At 63.6% G+C, this 14179-nt stretch carries 17 protein-coding genes; 4 read left to right on the plus strand and 13 right to left on the minus strand.

What is annotated here, in order from left to right; genetic code table 11:
* Window positions 1–72 precede the first annotated feature (72 nt).
* The 6 genes from FHT08_RS08350 to FHT08_RS08375 all read right to left on the minus strand — a co-directional run bounded on the left by FHT08_RS08350 (window position 73) and on the right by FHT08_RS08375 (window position 4591).
* Window positions 73–963, minus strand: coding sequence for a restriction endonuclease (locus FHT08_RS08350; RefSeq protein ID WP_166774858.1), 891 nt, complete (start codon window positions 961–963; stop codon window positions 73–75).
* A gap of 40 nt (window positions 964–1003) precedes the next feature.
* Window positions 1004–1312 (minus strand): type II toxin-antitoxin system RelE/ParE family toxin, encoded by a 309-nt coding sequence (locus FHT08_RS08355; protein ID WP_166774859.1) that lies wholly within the window; start codon window positions 1310–1312, stop codon window positions 1004–1006.
* Between the two features lie 6 nt (window positions 1313–1318).
* On the minus strand, window positions 1319–1582 hold the full coding sequence (locus tag FHT08_RS08360) for a YlcI/YnfO family protein (protein WP_166774860.1): 264 nt from the start codon (window positions 1580–1582) through the stop codon (window positions 1319–1321).
* A gap of 95 nt (window positions 1583–1677) precedes the next feature.
* Window positions 1678–2364, minus strand: coding sequence for a hypothetical protein (locus FHT08_RS08365; protein WP_166774861.1), 687 nt, complete (start codon window positions 2362–2364; stop codon window positions 1678–1680).
* A complete protein-coding gene (locus FHT08_RS08370) occupies window positions 2354–2884 on the minus strand; it encodes a MarR family transcriptional regulator (RefSeq protein WP_166774862.1) in 531 nt (176 codons plus the stop codon). The genes FHT08_RS08365 and FHT08_RS08370 overlap by 11 nt, the downstream gene beginning before the upstream one ends.
* Before the next feature lie 129 nt (window positions 2885–3013).
* Window positions 3014–4591 (minus strand): XVIPCD domain-containing protein, encoded by a 1578-nt coding sequence (locus FHT08_RS08375; protein WP_343204140.1) that lies wholly within the window; start codon window positions 4589–4591, stop codon window positions 3014–3016.
* On the opposite strand from FHT08_RS08375, the gene FHT08_RS08380 reads away from it, so the two are divergent.
* Window positions 4490–4708 (plus strand): hypothetical protein, encoded by a 219-nt coding sequence (locus FHT08_RS08380; protein WP_343204141.1) that lies wholly within the window; start codon window positions 4490–4492, stop codon window positions 4706–4708. The two genes, FHT08_RS08375 and FHT08_RS08380, sit on opposite strands and share 102 nt — an antisense overlap.
* Here the strand turns inward: FHT08_RS08380 and FHT08_RS08385 are convergent.
* Window positions 4672–5307, minus strand: a complete 636-nt coding sequence (locus FHT08_RS08385) for a hypothetical protein (RefSeq protein ID WP_166775434.1) — start codon at window positions 5305–5307, stop codon at window positions 4672–4674. The genes FHT08_RS08380 and FHT08_RS08385 overlap by 37 nt on opposite strands.
* Before the next feature lie 774 nt (window positions 5308–6081).
* The gene (locus FHT08_RS08390; protein ID WP_166774864.1) at window positions 6082–6672 is read right to left on the minus strand and encodes a TetR/AcrR family transcriptional regulator; all 591 of its coding nucleotides are present in this window, start codon (window positions 6670–6672) and stop codon (window positions 6082–6084) included.
* A 70-nt stretch (window positions 6673–6742) separates the two neighbouring features.
* Between FHT08_RS08390 and bdcA the strand changes: the two genes are divergently transcribed.
* From bdcA to FHT08_RS08405, 3 genes are all read left to right on the plus strand, one after another.
* Window positions 6743–7456 carry an SDR family oxidoreductase gene (gene bdcA, locus FHT08_RS08395; RefSeq protein WP_166774865.1) on the plus strand — a complete coding sequence of 238 codons (714 nt, stop codon included), beginning with the start codon at window positions 6743–6745 and terminating at the stop codon, window positions 7454–7456.
* Window positions 7457–7713: 257 nt separating this feature from the next.
* On the plus strand, window positions 7714–8577 hold the full coding sequence (locus FHT08_RS08400) for a hypothetical protein (protein ID WP_166774866.1): 864 nt from the start codon (window positions 7714–7716) through the stop codon (window positions 8575–8577).
* A gap of 25 nt (window positions 8578–8602) precedes the next feature.
* Window positions 8603–9928 (plus strand): XVIPCD domain-containing protein, encoded by a 1326-nt coding sequence (locus FHT08_RS08405; RefSeq protein WP_166774867.1) that lies wholly within the window; start codon window positions 8603–8605, stop codon window positions 9926–9928.
* 179 nt (window positions 9929–10107) lie between these two features.
* Here the strand turns inward: FHT08_RS08405 and FHT08_RS08410 are convergent, their stop codons facing one another.
* The 5 genes from FHT08_RS08410 to FHT08_RS08430 all read right to left on the minus strand — a co-directional run bounded on the left by FHT08_RS08410 (window position 10108) and on the right by FHT08_RS08430 (window position 13818).
* On the minus strand, window positions 10108–10404 hold the full coding sequence (locus FHT08_RS08410; RefSeq protein ID WP_166774868.1) for a type II toxin-antitoxin system RelE/ParE family toxin: 297 nt from the start codon (window positions 10402–10404) through the stop codon (window positions 10108–10110).
* Window position 10405: 1 nt separating this feature from the next.
* Window positions 10406–10690, minus strand: coding sequence for a CopG family transcriptional regulator (locus FHT08_RS08415; RefSeq protein ID WP_166774869.1), 285 nt, complete (start codon window positions 10688–10690; stop codon window positions 10406–10408).
* 576 nt (window positions 10691–11266) lie between these two features.
* Window positions 11267–12559 (minus strand): adenylosuccinate synthase, encoded by a 1293-nt coding sequence (locus FHT08_RS08420; RefSeq protein WP_016903917.1) that lies wholly within the window; start codon window positions 12557–12559, stop codon window positions 11267–11269.
* Between the two features lie 427 nt (window positions 12560–12986).
* Complete coding sequence (locus FHT08_RS08425) at window positions 12987–13172, minus strand: DUF2065 family protein (protein WP_104538830.1); 186 nt, start codon at window positions 13170–13172, stop codon at window positions 12987–12989.
* Window positions 13173–13353: 181 nt separating this feature from the next.
* On the minus strand, window positions 13354–13818 hold the full coding sequence (locus FHT08_RS08430) for a transposase (protein ID WP_166774870.1): 465 nt from the start codon (window positions 13816–13818) through the stop codon (window positions 13354–13356).
* Window positions 13819–14179: the final 361 nt, after the last annotated feature.

A 14179-nucleotide genomic window follows, 5' to 3' on the forward strand; every position in this document is an offset into this window, starting at 1 on the left:
CGCCCTGCTAGTCAATATTCTGTACGACGTGCCTGATTAATTCAGACGAAAAAAATTTCAGCCGGCATGCTACTAATCGTCACCAGCCAAGAACCACACCGGCTTGAGCGGCAGGCGAGTACGCGCGCTATCGTCCAATTGCGCATAGTGCGTGGTCCATAGCTCCACGAGCCGGCGCGCGTCGATCAGGTTGATCCGACGATGCGACTGGCGCGCTTCGTAGTCAGCATCTTTTGTAAAACCTGACAGGGCCACGAACAGGCCGACATCGCCATCTCCCAGAACGGCCATAAAGCTGCGCAGGCCGGTGACATCGATCCGCGGCGAGTTGGCATTACGCTTGACCTGCACCTTGATGCGCGGCGGGCGGGTGCCGAGCGGATCGTTGTAGGCAATGATGTCGGTGCCACCGTCCTTTCCGGGCGGCGCGACCCAGGCAACGTGATACCCCATCGCCCGCAGCAGTGAAGCCACGAGCTCTTGGAAGTCGTAGGGCGGCATCGCAGCGAGGTAAGCCTCGATTTCGGCCCATGCCATTTCTTCGGCTTCTTCCAGCGTGATGCTGGCCGATTCCTCGGTGAGCTCGCCTTCGGGATCGTCGACCTCGTCGGCGACGGGCTGAGCACTCTTCCACTTCTTGTAGAGCTGCCCCACCGCGCGGATGAACTGCTCTGGGTCCGGATACGCGTCCAGCGCCGCTTCCCCCTCTGGCGTGAGGGTCCAGATGCCTTTGTCCTTGACCAGCCAGCCGGCCTTGACCGGCGCCACGGTGCTGAAGCGCACGATCTTCTCGAAGCGACGGCCGCCGGTTTCGTAGTCGCCCGCTTCGTACTCGGTAAGCACGACCTGCTTTTCCAGCGCCGCCAGCGCGTCTGCGGCGCGCATGCCTTCCGGCTGGGCCTTGAGAATATGGAACAACGCACGGGTCAATTCGCCCGTGCGGCGCCTGCTGATATTGGCCATCTACTTCCCCTGTGGCGCGACGTTAGCGCTAACGCCGTGCTTAATGATAGTCGTCTTCACGCTGATGCCTGACTGCCAAAACGGTGACGACCTGATCGCTTTCCACCTTAAACAGCAGCACATAGCCGCTGGCACCGAAGCCGATCACCAGCTCGCGCAAGAACGGGTCTGCCAGCCCCGCCTTGCGGCAGCTCAACGGGGCCAGTTCAAGCAAGGTGACGCCGTCGCCGACGGCCTGCAGCGCACGTTTGGCCACGGTGAAGTCGCCTTCGGCACGCTGCAGCAGCCAGTCGTAAAGCCGCGCAAGATCGTCGCGCGCTTCTTCGGTGAAGCGGATCGTGAAGCGCACTCTGGTTCAGCCCTTGCGCGCCTGGTCCAGTTGGGACTGCAGCCCGGTCAGCACATCCTTCGCGTCGATGTACCGGCCGGATGCCTTGGCGCTGTCACGCGAGGCCAGCCCACGTGCAATGAAGGCTTCCTGTTGCTGGCGCTGCTGCACCTGGGCGCGCACGGAGTACTCGACGAAGCTGGACAGCGTCTCACCCTCCTGCAACACGGCTTCGGCCGCTTCGCGCAACGCCGGGTCTACCCGGAGCGATGGAAGAGATGCGGATTTCATGGCAGACCCAGTGCGTTGCAATTGCGATGCATCATCGCAAGCGAGCGGCGGTGCTTCAAGGTCTTCTTTGCAGACCTAAGCCCACGATGCCGCAGCTACGCTGATGCAATGGTGCGTAGACGCTGAAGCACGACGCTTGCGCGCTCCGGTTCGACGACCAATCCCGGCAACGCGTTCACAAACGCCGGGTTATCCACTAGCCCCTCGAACACGTCGGCAACCCAATGCCGAAGATCTGCATGCTCCACCGCAGGCTCTTCCACCAGCTCGGCCCGGCCATCGACGACATTGAGGACGTCCTCCAGGTCGTGACTGGAAAGAAAGTCGCTGCTGCCTCGGGTAACGAAGGCTTCGAGCTTGGTCGCGACGAATGCTGTCGCTGTCACCAAGCGGATGGACAGGCGATCGCTCAAGGCCGCCACTTGGGCCGTTTCTACAGCATGGGCATACCAGCGGTTGGAGAAGCCAAGCACCCCGGCATCCACCGGCATCAGGTCGAAGAGGGCGCCCGACGCTTTGTGTACCCAGCGGCAGACGACACCGCTCTGCATCTCGCGCGCAAAGCCCTGCGACTCCACACGCACCTCGATACCGCGGAACCGGGACCAATCAAGATTGACCACCGCATCGACGTCATAGGTGGCGCGGACGCTTTCCGCCAATGGATCCGACACCAGCAGGCCAACGACTGCTCCGCCGAGGAAGACTACGTGTTCGCAAAGCTCGCCCAATGCATTCGCAATCACAAGCAGGTGCGGCAAATTAGGATCGTCAGAGCGCATCGCCAAGCCTCAGCAATTGTTTGAGATAGCTCGCTGCCAGCGTGCGCTCGCGGGCACGCCCGCTGCGTAGGGCGTCCTGCAGTGCCAGCAGTTGGTGCAAGGCAGGGTCGGCCAGCGCAGCGTCGGGCACACCGGTCGACAACGGCGACAAGCTGGGGCCTTTGGCCGTGCCCTGCGCGCTTGGCCACACCGGTGCATCCCCTGGGGAGCTGGAAATGGCAATGGAGAGTGGGGGCACGCCGAAGGCCGTAGGAATGCCACGCCTTAGCGGCCCGATGACCGCAGGAAAGGCGTAACGCACGCCGTGGACAGCAAACTCGTGCAGCGCCGTGCGCACCGTCTCCCACTCGCCGCGACTTTTTTCCAGCGCCAAGCCGGATGCCACCGCGCGCTTGACGCTGCGATGCACCTGAGACGGGCTCATGCCCAGCGCTTCTCCAAGGGATGCATACGTCCAGACCTGGCCCGCCTGGGCGACCTGCTTGTACAGCACCACTAGATCCTGTGGCTTCAGTTCCACAGCCGAACCCGCCTTATTCCATATTCCGGAATATGGAATATCCGTCGAGCGACCGATTTTTGCAAGCGGGCGTTTTCGAAAGCGAACACCGAGCCTTGATCTACAGTCAGACAGTGGAAACGGACCACCTCACCCAATACTTCGCGGCTTGACCGCCTCATCCTGCGCCATCGATCTTTCCTGCGCCAGACTCTGCGCTTGCGCCAAGGTACGCGCATCTAGCTCTTGCAGCTTTTCCAGCGATTGCTCCACAGGCGTACTGACTGCCACGTCAGTGGGCATGCTGGCGCGCAGATGGGCCGGGTTGCTGGGTTCGCCCTGTACCACGAACACGGTGGCACCAGCCGCTGCACGCGGAGCCTGGTTGCTCAGCATTACGTGGTCGATGCGTTCGAGCCCGTGCTCTTTTGCCAGGTGGGCCAGGCTGGCGCTCATCCGCTCGCTGTGCGCATCGCTGGCGCGGCCCATGCTGGCGTCCAACCGGCCAACCAAGGTGCTGGCCTGTGCATGCAACGGATGAGGCGCGGGGTGGGCGTCTTCCGCGTCTGCGTGTCGCGGCCTCCCAGGCGCAGGCGCTGCAGGCCCGCCGTTCTGCCGCTGCGGCTGGGCCGGCGGATGCCCCCGCTCCTCCTGCCCTGGCTGTACCCCTTCACGCCCTCGCCCTTGGTCCTGATGCTGCTCCCGCACCGGCCCGGGCGTGGTGCTGGTCAGCACGTATTGCCAGCGCGTCTGCGCGGGGTTGCCTTGAACCGCCGCGATGAACCCATCGTACTCGGCTGGATGAATTGTCTGGCAGCCAGCCGAATCGGTACTGCCGCTGGAACCGCGATGAATCTTGAAGGTGTCGTTGAGATTTTGCACACCGTTGACATCGGCTTGATCAAACCAGCCGTCCGCATTGCTATCCCGCTGTACGCCGCCCCTCCCTGCATCGACTGCCGCCTGACTTGGGCGTAATGCGTTGTCTTGGGTGCCTGGCCGGCTGGGATTTGGGTGCTGCCCCATCCGCATCTCGATGGTGCCTTCGCTCAGGCGACCGAGATCCCTGATGCCATCGGCATTGACATCCTCGCCTTCGATCTTCCTGGGCCTGGTGATGCTTTCAAAGCCTGGCGACGGTGCAAATGTCCTGTTCTCCATGCCGCCTTCCGCACGCGGGCGCCGCCCCGTGTTGCCTGCATGATGATCGTACTGCGCAGTCGGCTCGGTGTTTGCTTGTTGGGCGACCTGCGTATGACGCGTGCCATCGGCATCCTTCCACAGTACGACCAGGCGGTCGTTGTAGACGCCCGTGCCGCCCTGAGCTTCGTTGATGGCAGGGGTTGCCGGATCGTCGCTCCGCAAGCTTCCGGCATGCGCGCGATCCTGCATGGCCGCAAGCGTTGAGTTTTCCTGGCGAAGGCCTAATACCACGCGCTCGCTGGGTCGCGAGAGTGCCTCGTGCGCGGCTTCGTTACCTCTCACCTGCACGATGCTGGCGTAGACGTCATAGCGCTGTGCGTCGCTCAAGACAGCCATTTGCGCCTGCGGCGGAATTGCTGGCTGGTTTGACGCGGCTAGTTGCAAGCGTTGCAGCACACTGGCATCCGCAGCGGCGACCGGCCCTTGTTGTTGATTGGCGATTGCACCGGCGGACGCTGCGCCGATATAACGATCCAGTGCGTCACGCACGACCTCTGCCTGGCCTTGTCTGCGCTCATCAAGCATGCGCAGCGCCTCGGCCTGTCGATTGGCGTTGAACAACGCAGAAATCTGGTCGGCCATTTCGATGCTCCTTGCAGAAGTGGTCACTCGTTGATGAAACGGTCCTCACCATCTGGATAATCCGCACATGCCTGTTCGCCTGTGCGCTGCTGGCGACACGGCCACTGCGCTCTAGCGACTCGTTCTACCAGCTCGAAGCGTTCGCCTGTCCACCGAAGAAAACCAAAATGGGCGTAAGACCCGACGCGCTTCGGGTCATCGGTGGCCAGCGGCTGGTCAGGATCGAATTCCATCAACCATCGCATTGTCGGCGCCAAGGGCAACTTGTCATCGAACAGAAAAAGCTCCGAGCCGCCGTGGTCGTTTTGCCGGGCAACATCTTCTGCAGTCAGGCCAGGCGCTGGTGGAAATACCGCTGCACTGACATCGCGTGCGGTGCCGTCCTTGGTGACGCGATACGCCTTTCGCCCTTTGCCTGACTGGCACGCGAGGCCAGCTTCGCCCGCGCCACATTTCACCGGCCAGACCAAGTACACCGTCTTGTCAGGATCGGCACTTTCTAACGAACGGATCGTCAGATCACCCGCAACCACGGTGAAGTCCGCGCGCCGTCCCAGGCCGGGTGCGGCCACATACACGGCATCGCGCAGGCCCGCTTCGCGCGCTTGCGGCGAGGCATCGACCGCATCTGCAGGCAGGGCAAGCAATGCAGCCGCCATGTGCGCAGGTGCCGGGCCTTTGCAAAACCCGTCCCTTAGCAAAGGCGCAGTCGAGGAGCCCTGTGATTGCGTACGGTCCACACAGACGGCGCCCATCTGCCGTTCCAGTTTGAATGACACCCAAGGTGAAGGCGTGACAGCAGGCGCCTGAGGAAAAGACGATGCTTCGTGTGCACCACTTGGGGGGTCTGCGGCAGCCTGTTCCATCGAAAGCCGTGCACACCCAAGCGTCATGATGGGCACCAGCGCGGTCGCCACGATGCAATGCGTCAGCTTCTTCACGGGCATCCTTGAACGGAGAGGGCGAACGCCACGGACTGTGGCCGTATGAGCAGGCTCGGTCAAGTGACTGATCGCAGACGAAAACGGTTCGGCGACACTCTCATTTCGGGACCGAAATAGACGCTGGATCCAGCGACTACGCCATCTGGTAGAGACTCTGCGCGACCGTCCGGGTTGGACAGCAATTCGGATGGTTCGGAACGTTCAACCAACACGCTGCGTGCGGCTCCATGTGATCGCCAACATTGCCCAAACAGGTCAAGGTGGCCTGTGTTAAAGCCAGCCTAGAACATGGATGTCCCACATGCGCTGCCCTGCCCCTTCCTGATTCACTGCACCAGTCATCCGACAACGACTTCGCCTGAGCGACGGCCGATCACGACCATCTCGTACCACCTGCCAATTGATCGTACTGGCTAGCGGCAAACGCACCTCGATTAGCGAGCAGGTGCGCTCACGCCACCGAAAGCCCTCTGCCCGCTCGCACCCTGTTTATCCGCGCAGCGCCGCCCGAAGCGCCTCCCCCGCCAACCGCGCACTCGCCAGCAAACGCTCCAGGCTCTGCCCATGCCGGGCGCTGGCGGACAGTCCGGCCATGGTGGTGCTGACGAAATCCGCCAGCCGGTCTGCGTCGTGCGGGCACTGCTTGGCGATGTGGGAGCGGATCAATTCCTGGGCTGCGACATGAAAACCGCAGGCCGCTTCGCGCGCCTGCGCATCGCTGCTGCGCGTGCCTTCCAGCACCAGGCAGCCGGTGGCGATGGGGTCTGCGGCGTAACAGCGGGCGGCCTGTTCCAGTACGTCGGCCAGGGCGTCGGCCAGCGGGCGGGCGGTGTCCAGGATCTGGGGCAACGGGATGGCCCCGGTCTGCGCGTAGCGGTCGAGGATGCGCGCATACAGGCCGGCCTTGCTGCCGAAGGCGGCGTAGAAACTGGGCGGGTTGATGCCCAGTGCCTGGGTGAGGTCGGCCACGCTCAGTGCGTCGTAGCCGCGCGCATGAAACAGCTGCTGCGCAGTGGCGACCGCTTGGTCCGGGTCGAACGCCCGTGGCCGGCCGCGGGCCCGGGAGATTTCTGTAGCCATTGTTACAAAATCCTTGACGGCAGGCGAAATCTATTATGTATTACTCGCTACATTAATTGCGAGGTGGTGCATGTCAGCGTTCAAAGACAAGTCGGTATTGGTGCTCGGTGGCAGCCGGGGCATTGGGGCGGCCATCGTGCGGCGCTTCGTGGCCGAGGGCGCGCGGGTGACGTTTACCTATGCCGGCTCTGCCGAGGCGGCGCAGCGCCTGGCCGGTGACACCGGCAGTACCGCGGTGCTGGCCGACAGTGCCGACCGCGATGCGCTCATCGCCACGGTACGCCGCAGCGGGCCGCTGGATGTGCTGGTGGTCAACTCCGGCATCGCCTTGTTCGGCGATGCGCTGGACCAGGATCCGGACGCGGTGGACCGGCTGTTCCGCATCAACGTGCACGCGCCCTACCACGCCGCCGTGGAGGCCGCGCGGCAGATGCCGCCCGGCGGGCGGATCATCGTGATCGGCTCGGTCAACGGCGACCGCATGCCGCTGCCCGGCATGGCGTCCTACGCGCTGAGCAAATCCGCGCTGCAAGGGCTGGCGCGTGGGCTGGCCCGCGACTTCGGGCCGCGTGGCATCACCATCAACGTGGTGCAACCGGGCCCGATCGATACCGATGCCAACCCGGAAAACGGGCCGATGAAAGACCTGATGCACAGCTTCATGGCGATCAAACGCCACGGCCGCGCCGACGAAGTGGCCGGCATGGTGGCCTGGCTGGCCGGCCCGGAAGCGAGCTTTGTCACCGGGGCGATGCATACGATCGATGGTGCGTTTGGGGCATGACGCGGCGACGTCTGCGTTGACCACGCTGCAGCTCGACAGTTAGTGCGATCAAGGGCGGCAAACGTCCTTCTTCGTCACACGGGCGAGCTGCCGTTGCACCGCCCGCGTTTTGATCCACGCGCCTTTCCTTCCGGCAGAGCGTGATCGCATTCCCGTGTCGTGCGGCGCATGGCACGGACAATCGCAGGCTTGGCCCTTGCTGTCGCGCTGATCCCAAGTTGCCTATAGTTGCGGCGAACCCTGCAATGGATTGACCAATGCACATGATGTCATCCGGCCGGTGCCTGGCTCTTGCACTCGCCATCGCCGTCACCGGCAGTGCCTGTGCACGGACGCCATCACCCGAACAGAAAAGGACTTCCCCCATGTCAGGCACCGTTACCACAGGCCGCACCATCAACGGGCACACCTATTCGGACGCGCCGGTTGACGTAAAGCTGGGGCCGAACACCTTCCGCATCCCCGCCAACTACCTGGACAGCCAGATCGCACCATGGCCGGGCGAAGGCGTGACGCTGGTCATCGAGTGGCCAGACATGACCCCCACCCCGCCCGGGGCACGGGCAAACCCGCGTACGAATGATTTCCGCAAAGAAATTTCCGTGTCTATCGACTATGTCGACCGTGTTCCTATTGAGGTATTGCTTGAGCGTTTCTCGTCAAACGATAAGCGTACAGAGGCAGACTCAGTTGAGCGGGGCAATCCTGTCGCCCGGCTCGATCTCCGCATCGCACAGCCTGAAGCATTCGGATTAACGCCCTATGCCATTGATGAGGAGAAGATGGCGGCATATGTAAAAGCGTATGAAGCCCACCACGGCGAGCCTCCGACGCGCAATCCTGCGTTTGAAGACGACTGGTACGTTGCGCGCGACTCCAGCGGCAATTTGACCACGTTCATCAAGTGCGACAGCAAAAAATTTCGAGCAGATGGCGTTCGGCTGGAGGGATCTGAAGTGGTCCATGAAAAAGGTGCCGTTGCTGCAAGTTGCGTCCACTACTTCTCTGACATCGAAAACAAACTTTCCATCAGTCTCAACTACAAGCGTGCATTCCTGAAGGACTGGAAGCGCATGGAAGATGCGGTGAGGGGCGTATTAACCCGCAATAAAATTCGGTGATTAGCGTATTTACAGGGAGTAGCCGGTGAGCGGACTGAGTGAGCAGGATCTGGAAATTCTTTCCAGCTATGCAAATAAAGGCAATCGCGAGCTGTATTGGAACTATCTCTCGCAGCTTGATGGAGCAGACGGCTATGGGACGCTGGCATTAGGCGTCGTGCGCAACGACAGCTTGCCAGGGCAAGTGGCTAACAATTACGCGCAAGACTATGCCAAGACACAGCGCGATACTGGCTCGCGCTTTGCCAATGCTGAATTGAGCGAACGCCAGTGGGAAGAGTTCGGGCAAACGCTGCTCAAGAAGGATTTTGAGCTTCGACAAGCTTGGTTCGACAAAGAGCGTCCGGATATGGCACTGAACCTTCCCGGCAAGGACGTCATGCGAGCACACGACCAAGCCTTCCTGGACCATGAGCTCGACCCTAACTGCTGGACACCCCGCGTGCTCCTGCAAGCAGCATTGGAAAAAAGCGGCCCCCAGAAGCTGGAACATATCTGGACCAACATGCTCGACAACGAGTACGGCGGCGCTGCCCGTATCAGGAACACGGGCTACGAGACCTTTGCGCAGATGGGACTGGCGGCCGGCAGCCAGTACCTGACCAAGCTCGGCACCACCGAGGCAATCCAGATGCTGGAGGGCCGCTCAGCCGTCGACCCCAACGTCATCGGCAGCAACAGCTTCTACGCGATGTACTTTGAAAAAGAGCAGAAATGGATGAACGTCAGCGCAGGCGGCGGGCATCTTTCCATGCGCGAAGAAACACATCCCGGCCGTATCGCCGAACTCGACGATGCCCGCGCCGTGCGTCTGGAACGGCAGCAGAAAGCCACGCAGTTCCACAAAGACGATCCGCACCGCTCCATTACCCGCAGCCCGTTCACGGCATCGGTCGACAGGCTGCCCGATCGGATGCAGCCGCCCAGTAAACTCGCCGATATCGGCCCTGATCACCGGGACTACGCGTTGCTGCAGCAGGTGCGCGCAGGCGTGAACGCGATCGATGCGCACGCCGGGCGTACGCCGGACGAGAACAGCGAACGCCTCATCGCCAGCGTGATGACCCTCGCCCGCCAGAACAAACTGGACCGGGCCGACCATGTGGTGCTGAGCCAACAGACTGCAGACAGCCCCGCCGGCCGCCACGTGTTTGTGGTGCAGGGCGAGTTGAACGACCCGGCGCATCTGCGTGCCCACATGCCGACCGACGTGGCCGTGCAGACGCCGGTGGAGCAGTCGCTGCACCAGCTAGAAGTCGCCACTACCGATCGCCAGCAGGCGTTGGCGCAGAGCCAACAGCAGGAGATGGACAACCGGCAGCGTGAGAGCGCGTCGATGCGCATGGGATAACGGCAGCGCTGGGCCGACAGTGAGGCGTTGCGGCGTTTTTTGTCCATGATGTGCAGGCAGCCGCGGTTGGTAGCGCCGGCGTGGCGCGCGACGATCCCCGGTAACGTCTTGCGCGGGTCGGGTGGCAATGCATCGAATAACAGGGGCGCCGGGCTACAGCGATCAGAGAACTGCGAACATCACGGCCCGGCAAAGCCCGCCTCGCGTTGCGAGCGAACGGCCAGCACAAACACCGTGTCGAACTGCGCGACATGGCAGTACAGCGCCAGATAGCCGTGCGCACCGCGACCGATCACCAGTTCGCGCGTGGCGCCGCCAGCCGGCCGGCCGATCAGCGGATTGGTTTCCAGCACATCGATTGCCGCAATGATCTCGCGCAGGCGTGCTGCGACATGTGCGGCCTCATGGCGCTGGAGGTGGTCGAAGATCGGCTCAAGATCCTGTGCAACCTCCGGTGCCAGTTCGATACGCGCCATGCTACCGGGCTAGTTTGCGGGCCGTGGGCCGCTTTGCCGGCTCGCCGGCCATGCGCTTTTCCAGATAGCCACGCATGTCGTCCCAGGCGATGGTCTTTCCGGACGCGACAATGCCGGCATACCGCTGCTCGGCAACCGCATCGAAATCGGCACGACGCTCGACCGATTCCGCCTTTTCGGCGATCGCTTCCAGGATGAAATTATGTGCCGTCGTGCCGCCCCGCTTGGCTGCTGCAGCAACGCGCAGCTTGAGTTCGTCTGGAAGACGGATGGTTGTGGTGCTCATGAAATCCTCGAGCTTATGGGTTGCGCACGCGCAAATGTAGCACAGCTGTGTCACAGCACCTTGCATCTACACCGCATGCCGGTTGCCGGCCTGCGCGAAAGCGACCGCGCCCGGGCGGGCGCCTACGCGCCTCTCCCAGGGCGGACCGGGGCACTCCACTGACAGCGTGAGGCACCTAAAGCACCGCAACCCTGCGTGCGGGTCAGGGTCCCCGCACCTCTTCTGCTTTTGCAAGCACGCCTCGCTCCCCACCTCCACGTGACTGCCGGCGCGGCAAAGTGAGTCAATGGTGTGGTGGCTGGGCTTGGCGATGCGCGGCACCTGGGTGGTGATGGCCGATGTGGCGGTAACCGGTGCGGATTCGGCGGCGTGGGCGGTGCCGGTCAGGGCGATGACGATCGCCCGGGGAAGACGCATGCGAGTTCCCGTGGACGGAGCTGAGGCGCAGGCTGGCGGTGCCGGCGATGACTCTCGCTCGCGCATCGCCAAAGGTCTTGCCACTGCTCAGCAATCCTCAAATGCCAACGGCCCGGACAAGCCGGGCCGTTGGACGATGCCGCGTCTGGGGTCAGCCGATCAGGCGAACGGATCCTGCAGCACCATCGTGTGGTCACGATCCGGGCCGGTGGAGACGATCGATATCGGGCAGCCGGCCAGTTCTTCCAGCGCGCGCAGGTAGGCACGCGCGGCCACCGGCAGCTTGTCCCACTCGGTGATGCCGTGGGTGTTTTCGGTCCAGCCCGGGAACTCCAGGTACACCGGGGTGCACTCTTCCCAGCCCTGCGCGTCCAGCGGGGCGTATTCGGTACGCTTGCCGCGGTATTCATAGGCGATGCAGACCTTGAGCTTTTCCATGCCGTCGAGCACGTCGAGCTTGGTGATGCACAGGCCGGAGATGCCGTTGATGGCCACCGCACGCTTGAGCGCGACGATGTCCATCCAGCCGCAACGACGCGGCCGGCCGGTGGAGGCGCCGTACTCGGCACCGCGGTCGCGGATGCCCTGGCCCACTGCGTCGTCCAGCTCGGTCGGGAACGGGCCACCGCCCACGCGCGTGGCGTAGGCCTTGGCGATGCCCAGCACGTAGTCGATCGCATCGGCGCCCACGCCGGTGCCGGCCAGTGCGCCGCCGACAGTGGTGTTGGAGCTGGTGACGTACGGATAGGTGCCGTGGTCGATGTCCAGCAGCGCGCCCTGCGCGCCTTCGAACAGCACGCGCTTACCCTGCTTGCGCAGGTCGTGCAGGATGCCGGCCACGTCCGACTTCATCGGCTGCACGTACTCGCCGAAGGCCAGCGCTTCGTCGAAGGTCTTCTGGAAGTCCACCGCTTCCACGCCCAGGTACTTGGTCAGCACGAAGTTGTGGTAGTCCAGCGCGGTACGCAGCAGCTCTTCCAGCTGCGGCGGGTAGTGCAGGTCGGCGATGCGGATACCGCGGCGGGCAACCTTGTCCTCGTATGCCGGGCCGATACCGCGGCCGGTGGTACCGATGGCCTTGCCGCCGGCCGCCTTCTCGCGCGCCTGATCCAGGGCGATGTGGTACGGCATGATCAACGGCGCGGCCGGGGAGATCTTCAGGCGCGAGCGCACTTCCACGCCGGCACCTTCCAGCTCGCTGATTTCCTTGATCAGCGCGGCCGGGGAGATCACCACGCCATTGCCGATCAGGCACAGCGCGTCGTCGCGCAGGATGCCGGACGGAATCAGGTGCAAGACGGTCTTCTTGCCGTTGATGACGAGCGTGTGGCCGGCATTGTGGCCACCCTGGAAGCGGACCACCGCACCGATCTCTTCGGTAAGCAGATCGACGATCTTGCCCTTGCCTTCATCGCCCCACTGGGCACCGAGCACGACAACTGACTGACCCATGACGGGTGAACTCCTGAGTTTTGCTGCGGCCATCGGGGCCGCGGGATGGGACCGGTTCACGACTGGCGGCGCCACCTGGCGCGCGGCTCCATCGGGGAGCGTTGCAGCGGCGCGTGAAGCCCTGACACGGAAAAAGCCGAACGAGGTGCCCTGTATGAGCGTGCCCGGCCGGCTTTTGTGCATTATCCGGGTTTCCGGTGGCATGCACTACCCCTGGCGGACGGCGGATCGGAGGCTGGTCAGATTGCGGCTGGCCGTCGGTTGCGCGGTGCTCCGAGCGCTGCCGGCCCCTAGCTGGGAGTATCACCGTAGCGACAATCCCAATGGCTCGTAGGAGCGCACCAGGGCGCGACAGGCATTCCCGGTGAAGCCGTCGCGCCCTGGTGCGCTCCTACGCTGCCCGTTGCGGTTGGGATGGACCACCACCTCAGTGGCGCACCACCCACAGCGCGATCGCGCCCAGCACCAGCGTCACACCGCCAATCGCACGCAGCTGCGCAGTGGGCAGACTGAACAGTTGCTCGGCCATGCGCTTCCAGGCGGTGGGCGCGGCAAACAGCAGCAGGCCTTCGACGACGGCGATCAGGCATAACGCGGACAAGAATTCGTGCATCAGCAACACCGGGACGTAGGGAACTGCAGTGTGCCGCGTCCGCAGCCTCCACGCGCCCCGCGTAGGAGCGCACCCGGGCGCGACGGGCGTTCCCGGTAAAGCCGGTCGCGCCCGGGTGCGCTCCTACGCGGCGGAGTGCGGTAATGGCGGGCACACAGTAGTTCTGCTGGCGGCTCGAAGCTCAGAGCCAGATCGCGTTCCAGAACGGATAATCACCGATGTGGGTGACCAGCCCGGCCCGGAGCGGATTGGCGATGAGGTAACGCGCGGCTGCGTGCAGGTCGTCGTCTTTGCGCAACGCGTGGTCGTGATAGCTGCGGCTCCAGACCGGTGCGTGATGCTGCCGCTGATCGTTCACCGAACGCGCTGCGCACGCTTTCATGCGTGAGACGGCGTCGGCCAACGAGGTGACGCTCCCCAGTTGCAACAGCCAATGCGCATGATCGGGCATCAATACCCAGGCCAGCAGTCTGGCATCGCAAGGCGTTGCTGCGGTGAATGCGCGGCAGGCGGTTGCTGCAAGCAGAAAATCTGCGAACACGGCGCGACGCTGCCATGTCGTGGTGGTCAGCAGGTAAACACTGTTGGGCGAAGACTGCCTGCCGCGGCGCAGCGCGCAATGCCCTGGAGAGTCGATGTTGGCCATGGCGCGATGCTGACGGCCTTGGACAACGCGGGATATCGGCGGTTGCCGCGTTCTGCGCTAGGGGATCCAGGTGGCGGCTGACTGTCAAAGGCAGCGGAGGTCTGCCGGTAAGGCCCGTCGCGCCCGGGTGCGCTCCTACCGGGACGTGTCTGACCAGCACGACAGGAGAGGCGCACCAGGTAGCTGCGAATTCCGGACATGACCATCAGCATCGCAGTCCACGAAGGCCATGCGCCCGATCCATCGGCCGGCGCGCGCCGCGCGTAGGAGCGCACCTGGGCGCGATTGCCTTACCGGGCATGCCCGTCGCGCCCGGGTGCGCTCCTACCGTTGGGGGCGCGCATGCCTGCTCGGCAGTGAC

It is taken from the genome of Xanthomonas sp. CFBP 8151, assembly GCF_011761885.1.
Taxonomy (GTDB): domain Bacteria; phylum Pseudomonadota; class Gammaproteobacteria; order Xanthomonadales; family Xanthomonadaceae; genus Xanthomonas; species Xanthomonas arboricola_B.

Bases quoted from the DNA above. Each gene is read 5' to 3' on its own strand.
- FHT08_RS08400 (WP_166774866.1), top strand. From the start codon at position 7,714: ATGCACATGATGTCATCCGGCCGGTGCCTGGCTCTTGCACTCGCCATC.
- FHT08_RS08385 (WP_166775434.1), bottom strand. From the start codon at position 5,307: ATGGCGGCTGCATTGCTTGCCCTGCCTGCAGATGCGGTCGATGCCTCG.
- FHT08_RS08410 (WP_166774868.1), bottom strand. From the start codon at position 10,404: ATGGCGCGTATCGAACTGGCACCGGAGGTTGCACAGGATCTTGAGCCG.
- FHT08_RS08350 (WP_166774858.1), bottom strand. From the start codon at position 963: ATGGCCAATATCAGCAGGCGCCGCACGGGCGAATTGACCCGTGCGTTG.
- FHT08_RS08375 (WP_343204140.1), bottom strand. From the start codon at position 4,591: ATGCTTGATGAGCGCAGACAAGGCCAGGCAGAGGTCGTGCGTGACGCA.
- FHT08_RS08415 (WP_166774869.1), bottom strand. From the start codon at position 10,690: ATGAGCACCACAACCATCCGTCTTCCAGACGAACTCAAGCTGCGCGTT.
- FHT08_RS08390 (WP_166774864.1), bottom strand. From the start codon at position 6,672: ATGGCTACAGAAATCTCCCGGGCCCGCGGCCGGCCACGGGCGTTCGAC.
- FHT08_RS08430 (WP_166774870.1), bottom strand. From the start codon at position 13,818: ATGGCCAACATCGACTCTCCAGGGCATTGCGCGCTGCGCCGCGGCAGG.
- FHT08_RS08360 (WP_166774860.1), bottom strand. From the start codon at position 1,582: ATGAAATCCGCATCTCTTCCATCGCTCCGGGTAGACCCGGCGTTGCGC.
- bdcA (WP_166774865.1), top strand. From the start codon at position 6,743: ATGTCAGCGTTCAAAGACAAGTCGGTATTGGTGCTCGGTGGCAGCCGG.
- FHT08_RS08365 (WP_166774861.1), bottom strand. From the start codon at position 2,364: ATGCGCTCTGACGATCCTAATTTGCCGCACCTGCTTGTGATTGCGAAT.
- FHT08_RS08425 (WP_104538830.1), bottom strand. From the start codon at position 13,172: ATGCACGAATTCTTGTCCGCGTTATGCCTGATCGCCGTCGTCGAAGGC.
- FHT08_RS08420 (WP_016903917.1), bottom strand. From the start codon at position 12,559: ATGGGTCAGTCAGTTGTCGTGCTCGGTGCCCAGTGGGGCGATGAAGGC.